Here is a 14927-nt window from a genome sequence, read left to right as displayed (position 1 = left end):
TTGCCGAGGGTTTCCTTGAGCTTTTCGATCACATGCCGCGGCGTCGGCAGGTCCGGGTTGCCCATACCAAGGTCGATGATATCGGCTCCGGCGTTCCGTGCAGCCGCCTTGGCGCGATTGATCTGTTCGAACACATAAGGCGGCAGACGGCGGATGCGATAAAACTCTTCCATAGTCCTGGCTCCCAGGCCGGATTGACGAGGATCGTCCATTGCCTCGATGAAGTCGACGAAACGTCAGCAAAAAATGTGTATATTCAAAAGCTTGGTATATTCAAGCGCCTGCTCGCCGACGCTAAGGTTTAACCTTTCAGGCGCAATCTTCTGCTTGGATCAGCTCTTTTAACATGGACATGATGCTCTGCCATCACTTCGCGTGTTTGACGGCCGCTCCCACGTTTATCTGCGATCCGAGTTCTGGGCGGCGTGGGCCTGGCGGTCGCGCGCGTCGATCAGTTCCTTTTCGATCCTCGCCTGCTCGGCATGATCCATCGCCACCTGATCTCTTGGGGCGGGAATGTCATGCACCGCGGGATAGGACGATCCGTCATGGGACCGTTCCGGAGCATCCGACGGAGCCTCGAAGGGTAAATCCGCAATCGAGGTGGAGCAGCCTCCGAGCGCCAGCGACATCAGCGCCAATGCGGCGGCGCAGGCAGTCAGGGAGCCTGCCTTTCCGCTGGTCGGGCGTTGCGATGTCATCATCACGAATGCTGACATCGTTGGCCGAACTGCGCTGGTATTTGGTTGTTTCATCAATCTGATCGCAGGCGAAAACCATTATCGCTTCCGAGGAAGCTGCGGCCATCACAATCGAGTCATCACGGCCCATCTATGGCGGGATCAAGAAGTCTTGTCGCACCGCACCACATCGAATCGGGCGACAGTCCCCAGATTATGTCATGATCCATGCCCGCCATTGGCAACCTGCGTGACGGAAAATGATGAATAAGCTCTCAGATGCATCCATGAGCGAGGTATCCACCGAGACCGAGCCGACGACGGGATTCAACTCCGACGCATTCGCGATGAACCTCGCGAATGCGATGGAAAACGGTGGCAGGGCGCTGGCCGCGTATCTCAAAGCTCGTGAGCACAACCCGACCCCCGATAATCCGCCAACCGAGTTCGCCGAGTTGATCAAGACACTCAGCCGGGTCTTTCAATACTGGTTGTCGGACCAGACACGCGCCGCCGAATTACGGGCCAGGCTCGGCGAGTCCTATCTGGAACTCTGGGGCTATGCCGTGCGCCGCCTGGCTGGCGAAGAAGTCAAGCCCGCCATCGAGCCGGAACCGCGCGACAAACGCTTCGCCGATCCGGAATGGCGCTCGAACCTGCTCTTCGACTTCCTGATGCAGGCGTATCTGCTGACGACTAAATGGGCGAACGACCTGGTGCGCGAGGCCCATGGCCTCGATCCACATACCCGCAAGAAGGCCGAGTTCTATATTACACAGCTCACCAACGCGGCCGCGCCGTCCAATTTCGTGATGACCAATCCCGAAGTACTCCGTGAAACTTTCGCCTCCAACGCCGACAATCTGGCACGCGGCATGAAGATGCTGGCGGAAGACATCGAAGCCGGGAGAGGCGTGCTGCGCATCCGCCAATCTGACTCCGCCGGTCTCGCGGTCGGCGTCAACCTGGCGACGACGCCGGGCAAGGTGATCTATCAGAACGAACTGATGCAACTGATCCAGTATTCACCGAGCACGGAGAAGGTGTTGCGGACGCCGTTGCTGATCGTGCCGCCATGGATCAACAAATTCTACATCCTCGATCTCAAGCCGGAGAAATCCTACATAAAGTGGTGCGTGGACCAGGGCATTACCGTGTTCGTGATCTCCTGGGTCAATCCCGACGGACGGCTCGGGGAAAAGACCTTCGAGGACTACATGAAGGAAGGGCCGCTGGCCGCGATGGATGTCATCGAAACGGCCACCGGAGAGACGAAGGTGCATACCGCTGGCTACTGCGTCGGCGGCACCCTGCTTGCCGCCACGTTGGCATGGCTTGCGAACAAGCGGCGGCCGCGCGTGAGGTCGGCGACCTTCTTCGCCGCTCAGGTGGACTTCACTCATGCCGGCGATTTACTGGTATTCGCTGACGAGGATCAGATCTCCGCGCTCGAACGCGACATGAAGCGATCCGGCGTGCTGGAAGGCAGCAAGATGGCGATGACCTTCAACATGCTGCGTTCCAACGACCTGATCTGGTCCTACGTCATCAGCAGTTATCTCAAGGGTAAGACACCGCCCGCCTTCGATCTTCTGCACTGGAACTCAGACGCCACGCGGATGCCGGCTGCCAACCATTCGTTTTATTTGCGCAACTGCTATCTCGAGAACCGACTTTCCACCGGCTCGATGGTGCTCGACAATACTTTGCTCGACCTTTCGAAGGTCAAGGTGCCCGTCTATGCACTCGCCACCCGCGACGATCACATCGCGCCTGCGGAATCCGTATTATACGGCTGCCGCTTCTTTGGCGGACCGGTACGCTTCGTGCTGTCGGGATCTGGCCACATCGCAGGTGTGATCAATCCACCCGCGCGCGGTAAATACCAGTACTGGACCAACGACAAGATCCGCAACAAGACTCTCGCCCAGTGGATGGAGGGCGCGGAGGAACACAAGGGCTCGTGGTGGCCGGACTGGCTGACATGGCTGCGAAACATCGATGGCAAGGAGGTCGCGGCACGCAAAGTCGGAACCGGTGCACTGCCGCCGATCGAGGACGCGCCGGGCAGCTATGTCCGCGTGCGCGCGTGAGTCGAGAGTCTTTTGCCGCTTCACGGAAACGGTGAAAACCTGTCTTCTTGACGCGGTTTCTTCACGCGAACCGGATTCCCATCCTCGGATCAAGCCGAGGACATGCCTTATTCGAAAACGCTATAGGGCACGTACTTCATTAAGCTCCCAAGCATAGTAAAAGCACGAATTTATGCTGATTAGCTCGACTTCTGCGCCAACACCGCATCAAGTTCGGGGAGCAGGACGATACCGTCCTGATCGCTACCTGACGAGTGCACGACAAGCCATTTGCATGGCGCTCCGCTCTCATTGCTTGGAGCATGCGGAACATCCGCGGGCATATAGACCTGATCCTCAGGCTTGACGACGAGGCGATGCTCAAGCTTGTCGCCATAATAGACAGCGCATTCACCTTCCAAAAGGTAAGCAATGGTCTCGATATCCTTGTGGTAATGGACCTTTGCCTTGGCGCCCGGAGGCATTGGCAGCACATTCAGACAAACTTGTTTTGCTCCGGCGGTCTCCTTCGATACGCCGGCTCCGTAAGTAAAGCCCTGCTTGCCGACATAGGTCTTGCCGGGCTCAATCACTCTCACCGCGTCTGATGATCCTGACATTTGCAATCTCCCACAAGCCAATCGACTGAACGTAGACTACCACAAAATCCGAAACCATTCGCAGGCAGGCCGGACGGACTTGGGTCCCGATTCCGAAAGTCACATACCCTTGCAGCAACCTTTGATGCGAACTTCGGAATCAACGGGACATGAATTGAGTCGGCGCCTAGTCCAGTCCCTCGTCCCTCAGCCCGAGCATCAGCCGCATGTTCTGCACCGCCGCGCCGGATGCGCCCTTGCCCAGATTGTCGAGCCGCGCGACCAGGACGGCCTGCCGATGTTTATCGCTGGCGAAAACATGGAGTTCGAGCCTGTTGCTCCCGTTGAGCGCCTCCGGCTCGATGCGCCCACTTTTCGCAGCAGCGTTGTCGAGCGGCATCACCGAGACATAGGTGCTGCCCGCATAACGCTCCGCCAGCGCGGCATGAAGCGCGGCGCCGTCAGGCTGTCCCGGCAGCGTATCGAGATGCAGCGGAATCGACACCAGCATGCCCTGCCGATAATCTCCGACCGACGGCGCGAAAATCGGCCGCCGCGTCAGGTTCGCGTACTTCTGCGTTTCCGGCAGATGCTTGTGCTCGAAGCCAAGCCCGTAAAGCTCGAACGCCGGCGCGGTGCCCTTCTCGAAACTCTCGATCATGGACTTGCCGCCGCCGGAATAGCCGCTCACCGCGTTGATGGTTACGGGATAGTCCGGCGGGATCAAACCGGCATCGGTCAGCGGCCGCAGCAAGGCGATCGATCCGGTCGGATAGCAGCCGGGGTTCGCGACCTTGCGCGCCGCCCTGATCCTATCCGCCTGATCCGATGTCAGCTCCGGAAAACCGTAGGTCCAGTCCGGCGCGATACGGAACGCCGTCGAGGCGTCCAGCACTTTCGGCGCGTGAGCGCCCATATCGTCGATCAATGCGACGGTGTCCTTCGCCGCATCGTCGGGCAGGCACAGGATCACCAGATCGACTTCCGCCATGAGCGCGCGCTTGGCGGCGGGATCCTTCCGCTTGTCGTCGGTGAGGCTCTTGACGTTGACGTCGCCCTGCCGATCTAACCGTTGACGGATTTCAAGGCCAGTCGTTCCCGACGCGCCATCGACGAACACCGTCGGTCTGCCTACTGTGTCGCCGCTTGAAGCGGTGCTTTTCGTCCTGATGTCTGCGCCGGTCATGACATTATCCTTGCGTCCGCGAGCGCGGACGCGGCTTGTAACCCAGTTGTGGCGGTTGCGCGACGGTTTCTATCGACCTTCGGGGGAAATGCATTTCGGAACAGTCAAATTGCCCGCCAGAGCCACTGAACGAACTGCGATGTCAGGTCGCCGAACAATAGCAACACTGCTGACCAGATCAGTGCAGACGTCCAGTTGGCGAACTGAAATCGCAGGGACGGCATTTCAAAAATACCGGCGGCAAGAGGCACGGTCGCGCGCAACGGTCCGAAGAATCGTCCGATATAAATCGATGGGATACCCCATTTCTCGACGAAGGCCACGCCACGGGGCAAAAGGCGCGGATGCCGTGACAGTGGCCAGATCGAAGCGACCCGGTCCTTAAAGGTGAATCCGATCCAGTAGGACAGCCAATCGCCAAGCGCCGCGCCAACCCCCCCGGCCAACCACACCGGCCAGAAGTTGATCTGTCCCGGTCCCATCATCGCTCCGATCGCAACCAGTATCCCCCAGGCGGGGATCAGCAGCGAGACGAAAGCGATCGACTCACCGAAGGCGAGCAGCAGCACGACGGGAGCGGCCCAAATCTGATGGTCGCGCACGAAGTCGACCAGGCTGCGTGCGAGATCTTCCATTCCAAAATGCCTTTTGCCATCTCCTCACCGGCGGGGTTATTTGAGCCTCTACGGCGATGCAAAGCTATCGGGACCAGCTAAACTAGCCTCACGCGAAACTTTCAAGTCACAAAGACTTGGATACTGGACTTGGATATTGCGGCCGCTCGCCGGCGTCATCGTGTTTTGGGGAAACGAGGGCAACATATGGTCGGATCGCTGATGATGTGCGTGAGCGTCGTCCTTCTGTTGATTGGCATGACGGGCGGAATGGCCATGGGAATCGAGCAAAACTTTACCCTCGCGCCTGCCCACGCCCATCTCAATCTTGTTGGCGGCGTTCTGCTGTTCCTGTTCGGCCTTTTCTATCGGCTGGTCCCGTCGGCGGGAAAAAGCATGCTCGCCCGGATTCAGGGCGGGCTTCATATCCTTGCAGCATCTTGTTGCCGGTCGGAATCGCCTTGGTGCTACTGCGCGGCAGCGCATATATGGCAGTGCCCGTAGCTGGCTCGCTGATCGTGCTGGCTGCCACGGTACTCTTTGCGATCGTCGTGTTCCGCACCAGGGCGGCCTGATTCTGCGGCGCGATCACATCGTAGGAAACAGGGACGATGGGCGATAGTCACATTTCCAGCCGCATCCGTGGCATAGTCAGGACAACCCGATTCCCCCGCCCGCCCCGCGTGCAATTCTTGAAGAATTATGCCCAAATCACTGAAACAGAATACAAAAGTGAAATCCTCCAACGATCTATTCTCCGCTTCCAAGGCTAAAGGCCACCCCCCCGCCCGCGCCTCGGGAGCCGAGACCGGCTACACCGCTGCCGACATCGAGGTGCTGGAGGGGCTTGAACCGGTCCGCCGGCGCCCGGGAATGTACATCGGCGGCACCGACGAGAAGGCGCTGCACCACCTGTTCGCGGAGGTGATCGACAACGCCATGGATGAGGCACTGGCTGGCCACGCGACCTTTATCGTGGTGGAACTTGCCACCGACGGGTTTCTCACCGTCACCGACAACGGTCGCGGCATCCCGGTCGATCCGCACCCCAAGTTCCCGAAGAAGTCGGCGCTCGAAGTCATCATGTGCACGCTGCATTCGGGCGGCAAGTTCGACTCCAAGGTCTATGAGACCTCAGGCGGCCTGCACGGCGTCGGCGTCTCGGTGGTCAACGCCCTCTCCTCGCGCCTTGAGGTGGAAGTGGCGCGCAGCCAGAATCTCTACAAGATGACCTTCGAGCGCGGTCACCCCAAGGGCAAGCTCGAAGACCTGGGCAGAATAGCCAACCGCCGCGGCACCACCATTCGTTTCAAGCCGGATACCGAAATTTTTGGTGCGAAGGCCGCGTTCAAGCCGCAGCGTCTGTTCAAGATGACGCGCTCGAAGGCGTATCTGTTCGGCGGCGTTGAAATCCGCTGGCGTTGCGCGCCGGAGTTGCTCAAGGGACTTGATGATATCCCGGCGGAAGCAACCTTCCACTTCCCGGGCGGTCTGAAAGACTATCTCGCAGCCGCGATCCACAAGGACACATTGGTGCATCCTGACATCTTCTCGGGCAAGTCCGGGCGCAACGGCGCGCACGGCGCCTGCGAATGGGCAGTGGCGTGGACCGCTGACGCCGATGGTTTCCTGTCCTCCTACTGCAACACAGTGCCGACGCCTGATGGTGGCACTCATGAGTCAGGTTTGCGTAGCGCGCTGCTGCGTGGGCTCAAGGATCATGCCGAACGCGTCGGTTACGGCAAGCGCGCGGCCTCCATCACCTCCGAGGACGTCATGGTCGGTGCCGCCGTGATGCTGAGCGTGTTCGTACGCGAACCGGAGTTTCAGGGCCAGACCAAGGACCGCCTCGCTACCTCTGAGGCCTCGCGGATCGTCGAGCAGGCGATCAAGGATCCGTTCGATCATTGGTTGTCCGGCAATCCGGTACAGGCCAACAAGCTGCTCGATTTCGTGATCGAGCGCGCGGACGAACGGTTGCGCCGCCGCGCCGAGAAGGAAACCTCGCGCAAGAGCGCCGTGAAGAAACTGCGCCTGCCCGGCAAGCTTGCCGACTGCACCAACACCGCCACCGAAGGTTCGGAACTGTTCATCGTCGAAGGCGATTCAGCCGGCGGTAGCGCGAAGCAGGCGCGCGATCGCAAGACTCAGGCTGTGCTGCCCTTGCGTGGGAAAATCCTGAACGTCGCGTCTGCGACGCGGGACAAGGTCACCGCCAACGCCCAGTTGGCTGACTTAATTCAGGCGCTGGGCTGCGGCACCGGGACCAATTATCGCGAGGAGGACCTCCGCTATTCACGCGTCATCATCATGACCGACGCCGACGTCGATGGCGCTCACATCGCCTCTCTGCTTATCACCTTCTTCTATCGGCAGATGCCCCGCCTGATCGATGAGGGTCACCTTTACCTCGCGGTGCCCCCGCTCTATCGCCTCACCCACGGCAGCAAGACGGTGTACGCCCGCGACGACGCTGACAAGGACGCGCTGCTCAAGAGCGAGTTCAACGCCAACGCCAAGGTCGATGTCGGCCGCTTCAAGGGGTTGGGCGAAATGATGCCGGCGCAGCTAAAAGAAACTACCATGGATCCGGCGAAACGCACGATGTTGCGGGTGATGCTGCTGGCGGACGATCGCGAGGATACGGCAGATTCGGTCGAGCGCTTGATGGGCACCAAGGCGGAGGCACGCTTCGCCTTCATCTCCGATAAGGCGGAATTCGCCAGTGAGGATATGCTGGACGTTTAAGCATTATCACGGGGTGCGTCTATCTGAAGCATGAGCCAAGTAGTTGACTGGATTCCAGCACCAAGTTGCGGTCATAATCACGGATGACTTCAACGGCAGGGAGGCTAGGATAATGAGTTCGACCGTGATTCCCGCGATGCGTTATCGCGATCCGCACAAAATGATCGATTGGCTGTGCGAGACCTTCGGCTTTATTCGCAAAGCCGTTCATGACGACGGCAACGGCGGTGTTGTCCATGCCGAACTGTCGCTAGGCGATGGCATGATCATGTTGGGCTCGGCGCGCGACGACGATTTTGCCAAGGTTCAAAAGCCGGCCACGACCAATCACCTGGTGACTCAGAGCGCCTACATCGTGGTGCCGGATGCCGACGCCGTCTATGCCAAAGCCAAGGCAAACGGCGCCGCCATCATCCTCGACCTTTCCGACAAGGACCATGGCGGACGGGACTTCACCTGCCGCGATCCCGAGGGTCAGGTCTGGAGCGTCGGCACCTATAATCCATGGGTTGGTTGAGCGCTGAAGACCGGACTCTATACCTCTCGCAAACAAGAAGTGGACGGGTTCGCTCAACGCAAGATCGGAAGATCCATTTTTGCCCGAGCCTGCGATAAGAAAGGCCGCCATTCCCTTTAACGGCACGGCGGTGATCTAACTTCCGGCGGGACCACCTCCTTTGAGCGTACATGCTCGGGGCGAACGCCAACCGCGAGGAAGCGCGCGGTGAGGCCCTGCAACCACGGCACCGCGTTGACGATGCGCGCGAACGGCGGCGGCTTTAGCGGCTCGTTGTCCGGCTTGAGCGCCGCGCTGACGATGTTGTTTTGAACGATCACCTGCATGGCTTGCGTGATGCGCATCGGAAATTCGCGACGGCGTTGAACCTCAACGAGATCCTGCTCGCTCACGGCCCCGTGCTCGAGTTTCACCGCCAGACAATTAGCGGCTGCCACTGCATCCTGAACCGCGATGTTAACGCCGACGCCGCCGACCGGCGACATGGCGTGCGCCGCATCGCCGATGCAGAGCAGACCCGGCCGTGTCCACTGCTTGAGACGGTTGACGGCGACGGTAAGCAGCTTGACGTCGTCCCAGGTTTTGACGTCGGCGACGCCTGGCTTCAGCATGGGCGCAAGCGAGACGACATCCGAGCGAAACGACTCGAGGCCCCTCGCCTTCACGGCATCATATTGTCCCTTGGGAATGACATAGGCGCATTGCCAATAGGTGCCGCGATCCAGCGTCACCATCATTTTCCCTGCCTCGATGCGCGCGAGGATCCTTTCCGTTTCGACGGATTTTCCGGCGCGAAACCAGAGCACATCCATCGGCGCACCGATTTCCTCCACTTCGAGGCCCGCGCTTGCCCTGATGATGGAATGCCGGCCGTCGCAGCCGACCGTAAGGTCGGCCATGATCGTGAAGACGCCGCTGCCGTCCGTTGCATGAACGCCAATCACCATGTCGCCGTTACGTACAAGGCCCGTTGCCTCGGTCCCCATCATCAACGTGAAATTCGGATATCGACGTCCCTTCTCCCGCAGAAAATCCAGGAAATCCCACTGCGGCATAAAGGCTATAAAAGGATATTTTGCGCCGGTGCGGCTAATGTCGGCGATCCGAAGGCGGGTCTTGCCGAAATAGCCGTCGAGTTTTTGCAGCTTGTCATGAGGGACTTTCAGGAAGTCGTCTATCAAGCCCAGCTCGTCCATCACCTGCATGGTCGAGGGATGAACGGTGTCGCCGCGGAAATCGCGAAAGAAGTCCCTATGCTTTTCGAGCACGACAACGTCGACTCCGGCGCGCGCGAGCAGGTAGCCGAGCATCATGCCTGCGGGTCCGCCGCCGACGATGCAGCAGCGCGTGGATATTGAGCGCTGTTTGCGCGAGCTGGCTGCATCCATCGGCGGAGTCCTTCGAACCGAAAAATCAGCGCCGGAAACTTTTGATCTCCGATACGCTGCCGTCGCGATAGGTCAACTCAACGGATACGGCTTTCGTTGCAGGCGGCAATTTCAAATATGGCGTGGCATCGCTTGGAATCGCGACGGGATCACGCGGGTCACAGGGGGGCATCTTGAGCGCTCGATCCGGCACCGAGGAGTCGATACCGATTTTCACTTCGCGGATCGCGCAGCGATAGGATATCAGGTGAGTGTAATAAACCAGCAGCCCGTTGAACTGGCGAAACGACAGCCAGCTTGTCGCGGTCATGTCGAGGATTTTTCGCTGATCGCGGATCAACGCGGCTTCCGGATCGAACCGGATGGGAAACGGTCCCTTCATCTCGCCGTTGGCGTCGACGTAGCGCATCTGGATTATCGCGGCCGGCGCGTCGGCGGCAAGCTCGATCGCGGGATTGGGCATGCGCTTGCGGGTTCGCGAATCGAGCGTGTCGAGAAAGCCGGTTTCCCTGAACTCGCCGCTGTCACCCATGCGCCAGGAGATTCCGAGCGCGGGATCGGCAATGGAGAACACCACGGTCCACCCGCCGTTGTGGCGCGAGAAATTCGCGATCGGCGCGTTGACGGCTTCGTTGGATGGCGGCTTGAGAGGTGCGACGGGCAACGCCGCAACCTGCACAGCCTCGGCGCGTGCTGATGGCGGCTCCGCTTTGGCTGGACCGTTCAGAAAGACATCATCGACCATCTGGTCAAAATAGACAGGCACTTGCTTGTGCCGCACTGTCTCAGCCATTTCGCTGACAACGCGGCGGGTTCGCTGCGCCACCCGCACCATGTTCTCTCCGGGTTGCAGCAATTCCTTGGCGAAGATGCGAGTGAAAACCGAATTCGGATTGCTGTCATTGTCCGACAGGCGATCGAGCGCGGTCTGACGCGGGCCGGCTGAAAACACCGAGAACACACCCTCCGGCAATTCGATCATCGGCGCCAGTCCCGCGCCGCCCGCGACCGCGCGGGTGCCCTTGCGTTCGAACGGATTATTGCGGCAGGCATCGAGCACGAGGATCGAAGTGCGGGCCTTTCTATTCTGCAGTCGCTCGACGATGCGGTCGGCAAGGATCGAGGCGTCGCGCACCAACTCCTCCTGTCCTTCGGTGGCGGCTGGAACGTCGGTCGGCAACAGATAGTTTTGTCCCGCGATTTCGAAGCCATGACCGGCGTAGAAGAAGAAAACGGTGTCGCCAGCTTCAATCTGCCGATCGAACGCCAGCAGTGTCTGGCTGAAGTCCTGACGGGTCTGGTTTTCCGCAACCATCACGCTGAAGCCGAGTTGCCTCAACGTATCGCCCATGGTTCGGGCGTCGTTGACGGCCTTCTGAAGTCTTGGGACATTCCTATAGTCATTGTTGCCGATGACCAGCGCCACGCGCTTGGCAGCCTGCGCAGAGCCTGCCAGCATCGCCAGCGCGCCCACGATCCCCCATAAGACCACGCGCCCGACCGAAGTGCCCCTCATTCCAAACCTTCCCATATCCCGTGTTTCAGCGATCACCGCGCGCAAATTGGATTATGCCATAGTCGGTCAGAAATCGTTCGCGGTTCATCCGGGCTGCCGGCGGCGCCACCGACCGGAAAAGGCCCACCCGCCGAGAATCCCCGCCCGAATGATGCAAGAACATTGAGGTTTTCGGCATTTCCGCTATTTCTGCATTGACTTTGGCCGGTTCGCCCTTATGTTCCGGTCAACGCGGCCCGGGCCCGAATACGATTCCCGGTGAGCCGTTCGTCAGCGTAAGTCAGAGCCCCCTTCGCTTTTAGAGCACGCCGTTAAGGGGTTGAGCGCGACAGCCTTTTACCTTCGATTCCGGACGGCGGTTTCGACCAGAGGCTCAATGTCTTTTTCCCATCTCGGTTTGTCCGACAAGGTGCTCGCCGCCGTTGCTGCTGCAGGCTATACTTCTCCCACTCCCATTCAGGATCAGGCTATACCCCACGTGCTGGCACGCCGCGATGTCCTTGGCATTGCTCAGACCGGTACCGGCAAGACCGCCGCCTTCGTCCTGCCCATGCTTACATTGCTAGAGAAAGGTCGTGCCCGGGCGCGAATGCCCCGCACCCTGATCCTTGAGCCGACGCGCGAACTCGCTGCCCAGGTGAAGGAACAATTCGACAAGTATGGCGCTGGCCAGAAGCTCAACGTGGCGCTCCTGATCGGTGGTGTTTCCTTCGGCGATCAGGATTTGAAGCTGACGCGCGGCGTCGATGTGCTGATCGCAACTCCGGGCCGCCTGCTTGATCACACCGAACGCGGCGGGCTGCTGCTCACGGGCGTCGAACTCCTGGTGATCGATGAAGCCGACCGGATGCTGGATATGGGCTTCATTCCCGACATCGAACGCATCTGCAAGTTGGTGCCCTTCACGCGGCAGACCCTTTTCTTCACCGCGACGATGCCGAATGAGATTCGCCGCGTCACGGATGCCTTTCTGCATAATCCTCAGAGGATCGAGGTCTCCAGGCCAGCAACCACGGCGGCGACCGTGACGCAATCGCAGGTCAGTTGCAGCCGCGAACCGCACGAAAAGCGGGAGCTGCTGCGCCACCTGCTGCGCGAAGCCAAGGAACTCAAAAACGCAATCATTTTTTGCAACCGCAAACGCGACGTCGCGATCGTTTATAAATCGCTCCAGAAGCATGGCTTCAGCGTCGGCGCCCTTCACGGCGATATGGATCAGTCGGCGCGAACCGCTTCACTCGATCAATTCCGCAAGGGTGAACTGCCGCTACTTGTCGCTTCTGACGTGGCCGCCCGCGGTCTAGACATTCCCGAAGTCAGCCACGTCCTCAACTTCGATGTCCCTCACCATCCCGACGACTACGTGCATCGTATCGGCCGCACCGGCCGCGCCGGTCGCACCGGCACAGCAATCACGATCGTCTGTCCTGCGGATTTCAAATCACTCGCAGCCATCGAGAAGCTGACCGGTCAGCCTATCCCCAAGGCAGAGCTTTCCGGCTATGACGCTAACGCGGACGAAGCAGTCGCAGAAGCCGGCGCGCCTGCAAAGGCTGGCGGAAGACCTTCGCGATCTCGGCACACACACGAGAAGAGCGGCGAGAGCCACGCGCGCGGCGCAAAGCGCGAAGGCCGCAAACCGCGCCGTTCCGGTGGTGACCGCCAGAGACATGAGGCGCCTGCTGCGACGGCTGCGGCATCCATGGCCGTGCCGCCGCCTTCAATCGGACGCATCCCAGCACCACGACGGGAAGTGATCTCCGAGCCGGGAGACCATTCACACCTGCCGGCGTTTCTGCTTCGCCCGATCCGCGCCCGCGGCTGAGGCTTTCGGCCGGCGCGGTTCTTCACCGGCCGGCTCGTTGAAAACGCCTTTTTACCACGCGTAAACTCCCTGCTGCTAACTTCAATCGATTAGTACGTTGATATTTTACCGTTCGGAACGACGATCGCGCGAATCGTCAGCAGGGCTACATCAGTGGTTGAGCGAGACGAACACGAACGCACCATGGCATTTGCCGAGGTGGCACTCGGCCAGATCCGATCACTGCGCCAAGCCGCGGTCCCACGCAACTACGAAGTCTGGTACGTCTACGCTGCCGGATATAACTGCTCCCTCAACAGGATCATTAACGAGATGCTGGCGCGCAACGGCACGCTCAGCGACGCTGACCTCGAGCATATCTACGATACCTATCTTTCTCCGATCAGGACTACCGAACACATCGACAAAGTCGGTGCGCGCGTGATCAACGAAATCGACCAGGTGATGGTTCTCATCACCGGTGCGCGCAGCATGACGGCTGGTTTCGGAGACAGCCTGAAGGATGCAGCCGAGAAACTCGACGCGGCTGATAGCCACAAGCAGATCAAGTCGGTTATCCAAGCACTGATGAAATCCACCCGAGAGATGCAGGACGCCAATAAGGCGCTGGAAGATCGGCTGGAGCTTTCGAAGACCGAGATCCACAATCTGCAGCACAGTCTTGAGGCCATCAGAGCCGAGAGCATGACAGATCCGCTCACCGGTCTCGGCAACCGTAAGTATTTCGATCGAGCCGTGGCGGATGCCGTCGCGCTGGCGGCGAGCGAAGGCGAACCGCTGTCGCTTCTGATGTTCGACATCGACCACTTCAAGTCTTTCAACGATAATTACGGACACCTGACCGGCGACCAGGTCCTGCGGTTGGTGGCGATGTCATTGAAGCAGAACATCAAGGGGCAGGACATCACCGCGCGCTACGGCGGTGAAGAATTTGCGGTCGTGCTGCCAAGCACCGCGCTGAAGCAGGCGCTGACGGTCGCGGATCATGTTCGTCGCGCCGTGATGGCCAAGGAACTGAAGAAAAAATCGACAGGCGAGATCCTGGGCCGCGTCACCATCTCGATCGGCGTCTCGATGCTTCGCCCCGGCGACACCCCGGACTCACTGATGGAGCGAGCCGACGCCTGTCTGTACGCAGCCAAGCGCAGCGGTCGCAACCGTGCCGTCTGCGAGACCGATCCCGAATACTTCAATGACGCCGCGATTCGCGTGGCCTGACGCGCCCCATTCGCTCGAAACGCTACAGCGAAACGACGCCGCTCTTCGAACGGGCTATGCCGCATTTTCTTGGCGCGAACCGGTTTCCACTTTGCGCTGACGCCGCGGCCCTTCGGGTCGGGATCATGCTCTATCCGTCGACTTTGGCGGGCGTGAGCTGCACGGATTCACCGCACCCGCAGGCTGAAACCTGGTTGGGGTTGTTGAAGACGAACTGGGCTTGCATCTTCTCAGCCTTGTAGTCCATCTCGGTGCCGAGCAGATACAGCACTGCTTTGGGGTCGACCAGAATCTTGACGCCCTTGTCCTCAACCACCTCGTCCGTCGGTCTGATATCGTGGGCGTATTCTACCGTGTAGGATTGACCCGCGCAGCCGCCGTTCTTGATGCCGACCCGAAGGCCGACGATCTCCGAATCGGCGCGCGCGGCAAGTTCCTTGACCCGAGCCGCGGCGGCGTCAGTCAGCCGCATGACCTGTGGACGCGGCCGGGGTTTAGGTTTGGCTGCTGGTGTGCTTGGCGTCATGTCTGTCATCTGGTCAATCCTGACGGCAAATCAAGCCC

At 59.9% G+C, this 14927-nt stretch carries 13 protein-coding genes; 6 read left to right on the top strand and 7 right to left on the bottom strand.

Annotated elements, in window-relative coordinates; genetic code table 11:
* Window positions 1-398 precede the first annotated feature (398 nt).
* Complete coding sequence (locus tag NB311A_RS15445; RefSeq protein ID WP_116394789.1) at window positions 399-704, bottom strand: hypothetical protein; 306 nt, start codon at window positions 702-704, stop codon at window positions 399-401.
* A gap of 263 nt (window positions 705-967) precedes the next feature.
* Here NB311A_RS15445 and phaC point away from each other — a divergent pair, with 263 nt between their 5' ends.
* Window positions 968-2773, top strand: a complete 1806-nt coding sequence (phaC, locus tag NB311A_RS15440) for a class I poly(R)-hydroxyalkanoic acid synthase (protein ID WP_040675617.1) — start codon at window positions 968-970, stop codon at window positions 2771-2773.
* Between the two features lie 179 nt (window positions 2774-2952).
* Here the strand turns inward: phaC and NB311A_RS15435 are convergent, their stop codons facing one another.
* From NB311A_RS15435 to NB311A_RS15425, 3 genes are all read right to left on the bottom strand, one after another.
* The gene (locus tag NB311A_RS15435; RefSeq protein ID WP_009799522.1) at window positions 2953-3372 is read right to left on the bottom strand and encodes a cupin domain-containing protein; all 420 of its coding nucleotides are present in this window, start codon (window positions 3370-3372) and stop codon (window positions 2953-2955) included.
* Window positions 3373-3538: 166 nt separating this feature from the next.
* Window positions 3539-4537 (bottom strand): N-acetyl-gamma-glutamyl-phosphate reductase, encoded by a 999-nt coding sequence (argC, locus tag NB311A_RS15430; protein ID WP_009799523.1) that lies wholly within the window; start codon window positions 4535-4537, stop codon window positions 3539-3541.
* A gap of 104 nt (window positions 4538-4641) precedes the next feature.
* A complete protein-coding gene (locus tag NB311A_RS15425) occupies window positions 4642-5172 on the bottom strand; it encodes a DedA family protein (RefSeq protein ID WP_009799524.1) in 531 nt (176 codons plus the stop codon).
* Window positions 5173-5301: 129 nt separating this feature from the next.
* Here NB311A_RS15425 and NB311A_RS15420 point away from each other — a divergent pair, with 129 nt between their 5' ends.
* From NB311A_RS15420 to NB311A_RS15410, 3 genes are all read left to right on the top strand, one after another.
* Entirely contained in the window at window positions 5302-5655 is a 354-nt protein-coding gene (locus NB311A_RS15420) for a hypothetical protein (protein WP_245257013.1), read from the top strand.
* 198 nt (window positions 5656-5853) lie between these two features.
* A complete protein-coding gene (gene parE / locus NB311A_RS15415) occupies window positions 5854-7899 on the top strand; it encodes a DNA topoisomerase IV subunit B (RefSeq protein ID WP_009799527.1) in 2046 nt (681 codons plus the stop codon).
* 112 nt (window positions 7900-8011) lie between these two features.
* Window positions 8012-8416, top strand: coding sequence for a VOC family protein (locus NB311A_RS15410; protein WP_009799528.1), 405 nt, complete (start codon window positions 8012-8014; stop codon window positions 8414-8416).
* A 116-nt stretch (window positions 8417-8532) separates the two neighbouring features.
* Here NB311A_RS15410 and NB311A_RS15405 read toward each other — a convergent pair whose 3' ends face one another.
* Both NB311A_RS15405 and NB311A_RS15400 read right to left on the bottom strand, forming a co-directional pair.
* On the bottom strand, window positions 8533-9804 hold the full coding sequence (locus NB311A_RS15405) for an FAD-dependent oxidoreductase (RefSeq protein WP_009799529.1): 1272 nt from the start codon (window positions 9802-9804) through the stop codon (window positions 8533-8535).
* 25 nt (window positions 9805-9829) lie between these two features.
* Complete coding sequence (locus NB311A_RS15400) at window positions 9830-11320, bottom strand: caspase family protein (protein ID WP_009799530.1); 1491 nt, start codon at window positions 11318-11320, stop codon at window positions 9830-9832.
* A gap of 376 nt (window positions 11321-11696) precedes the next feature.
* Between NB311A_RS15400 and NB311A_RS15395 the strand changes: the two genes are divergently transcribed.
* Together NB311A_RS15395 and NB311A_RS15390 are read left to right on the top strand one after the other, a co-directional pair.
* Complete coding sequence (locus tag NB311A_RS15395; RefSeq protein WP_009799532.1) at window positions 11697-13145, top strand: DEAD/DEAH box helicase; 1449 nt, start codon at window positions 11697-11699, stop codon at window positions 13143-13145.
* A gap of 183 nt (window positions 13146-13328) precedes the next feature.
* Window positions 13329-14363, top strand: a complete 1035-nt coding sequence (locus tag NB311A_RS15390) for a GGDEF domain-containing protein (protein WP_040675615.1) — start codon at window positions 13329-13331, stop codon at window positions 14361-14363.
* 130 nt (window positions 14364-14493) lie between these two features.
* Here the strand turns inward: NB311A_RS15390 and NB311A_RS15385 are convergent, their stop codons facing one another.
* Window positions 14494-14898, bottom strand: coding sequence for an iron-sulfur cluster assembly accessory protein (locus NB311A_RS15385; RefSeq protein ID WP_083780490.1), 405 nt, complete (start codon window positions 14896-14898; stop codon window positions 14494-14496).
* Between the last annotated feature and the right edge of the window lie 29 nt (window positions 14899-14927).

It is taken from the genome of Nitrobacter sp. Nb-311A (assembly GCF_000152905.1).
Taxonomy (GTDB): domain Bacteria; phylum Pseudomonadota; class Alphaproteobacteria; order Rhizobiales; family Xanthobacteraceae; genus Nitrobacter.
Note: the sequence above shows the minus strand (reverse complement) of the source record. Positions and strands in the feature narration are given on the sequence as shown.

Coding starts and splice junctions, on each gene's coding strand:
- argC (WP_009799523.1), bottom strand. CDS start 4,537: ATGACCGGCGCAGACATCAGGACGAAAAGCACCGCTTCAAGCGGCGAC.
- NB311A_RS15410 (WP_009799528.1), top strand. CDS start 8,012: ATGAGTTCGACCGTGATTCCCGCGATGCGTTATCGCGATCCGCACAAA.
- NB311A_RS15390 (WP_040675615.1), top strand. CDS start 13,329: ATGGCATTTGCCGAGGTGGCACTCGGCCAGATCCGATCACTGCGCCAA.
- NB311A_RS15385 (WP_083780490.1), bottom strand. CDS start 14,898: ATGACAGACATGACGCCAAGCACACCAGCAGCCAAACCTAAACCCCGG.
- NB311A_RS15425 (WP_009799524.1), bottom strand. CDS start 5,172: ATGGAAGATCTCGCACGCAGCCTGGTCGACTTCGTGCGCGACCATCAG.
- NB311A_RS15445 (WP_116394789.1), bottom strand. CDS start 704: ATGATGACATCGCAACGCCCGACCAGCGGAAAGGCAGGCTCCCTGACT.
- parE (WP_009799527.1), top strand. CDS start 5,854: ATGCCCAAATCACTGAAACAGAATACAAAAGTGAAATCCTCCAACGAT.
- phaC (WP_040675617.1), top strand. CDS start 968: ATGAGCGAGGTATCCACCGAGACCGAGCCGACGACGGGATTCAACTCC.
- NB311A_RS15400 (WP_009799530.1), bottom strand. CDS start 11,320: ATGAGGGGCACTTCGGTCGGGCGCGTGGTCTTATGGGGGATCGTGGGC.
- NB311A_RS15405 (WP_009799529.1), bottom strand. CDS start 9,804: ATGGATGCAGCCAGCTCGCGCAAACAGCGCTCAATATCCACGCGCTGC.
- NB311A_RS15395 (WP_009799532.1), top strand. CDS start 11,697: ATGTCTTTTTCCCATCTCGGTTTGTCCGACAAGGTGCTCGCCGCCGTT.
- NB311A_RS15435 (WP_009799522.1), bottom strand. CDS start 3,372: ATGTCAGGATCATCAGACGCGGTGAGAGTGATTGAGCCCGGCAAGACC.